The sequence below is a fragment of the Chthonomonas sp. genome (genome assembly GCF_035294165.1).
Taxonomy (GTDB): Bacteria; Armatimonadota; Chthonomonadetes; order Chthonomonadales; family Chthonomonadaceae; genus Chthonomonas.
In genome coordinates, this window is the sequence record NZ_DATGLN010000192.1 from 1 (window position 1) to 1,242 (window position 1,242).

The window sequence follows — 1,242 nt, forward strand, 5'->3', positions numbered from 1 at the left end:
ACTCTCTACTTACCAGCGAAAGCGGAAAGGAGTGCGAGGAGTTATTGTGACGCCACGATTGCTCTCGACAATCGGGGGAATGCGGATAGCAATTCCTCCCCCGCGTAAACGCAGGGGGTCTCCTTGCTATGTTTTTATGAAGTCCAGCGTGATGATGCTTTTCTAGCCCCTGCTCAATGAGGGCGAGAAAGATGCGCAACTCTTTGAGCGAAACCCGAAGCTGGCCACTGCTCGCACGGGTGATCTTCTCTCCATCAGGGCTGTACTTGGCAATACGGACTCGCTGAATATAGTCGCGAATGTTGTGGGGTGTTTTACCCACAATACGTGCTGCCTCTTCCAAAGTAACTAACTCAAGATCATCCGACATACCTTCGCCTTTACCCCCACATTCTCAACGGATACTCTGCGCTACCGGTAAAGTATACCTATGGCGGCCTCTCTCTGAAGACAAAGGCTCTAAGAGCTTCCTGTCCGAACCCCATGGAGCGGTTGAGATAGAGAGTGTCGCCTCTGCTTGAGGCGAAAGCATGCAGAGGGATTTAGTTTTCCCACCACTCTGCCCGCGCCGAGCGAAGCGTGGCAGGCCCCAACAGCATTTTTTAAGAATCCTCCATGCCGCAGAGCTTGCGGAAGCGAGAGTAGGCCTCCTCCCAACGATCTTTGGTTGTAGTGGTCGGAGAATAGGTCTCCAGTGGGAAAGAGTTCCTCGCAATGGCACGCGCCTCCTCCAGCGAGCCGATCTCTCCGCGGCCCATTGCCTGCATCAGCACGTTGCCGATGGCCGTGGCCTCCACCGGCCCCGCGATCACCGGTCGTTGCAGCGCGTCGGCGGTAAGTTGGCACAGCAGTCGGTTCTGTGTGCCACCTCCAACCACATGAATAACGGCATGTGGACGCCCGCGGAAACCGTCTAAAAGCTCTAAGGTACGACGATATTTCAGTGCCAAGCTCTCGAGGCAGCAGCGAACGGTGGCACCGATGCCCTCCGGCGGGTTTTGGCCGGTCCGGCGGCAGAAATTGGCAATGGCCTCCACCATGTCCGCCGGTGCCAAAAAAGAGGGATCGTCGGGGTCTATGAGAGAACCAAACGGCGGGGCCTGTTCGGCCATTTGGGTTAGTTCGGCATAGCTATGGTCTTGGCCACGGCGCGCATAGGCCCGACGGCACTCCTGTACCAACCACAGCCCCATGATGTTCTTAAGCAGCCGTGTAGTGCCACAAACGCCCCCCTCGTTGGTG

Annotated in this window: 2 protein-coding genes; both read right to left on the reverse strand. The window is 56.8% G+C overall.

Going from position 1 to position 1,242, the window contains the following annotated elements; genetic code table 11:
- Window positions 1–370 (reverse strand): hypothetical protein (locus VKV29_RS10515; protein ID WP_324201262.1); only part of this gene is annotated, 370 nt, incomplete at its 3' end.
- Window positions 371–602: 232 nt separating this feature from the next.
- Window positions 603–1,242 (reverse strand): FGGY-family carbohydrate kinase (locus tag VKV29_RS10520; protein WP_324201263.1); only part of this gene is annotated, 640 nt, incomplete at its 5' end.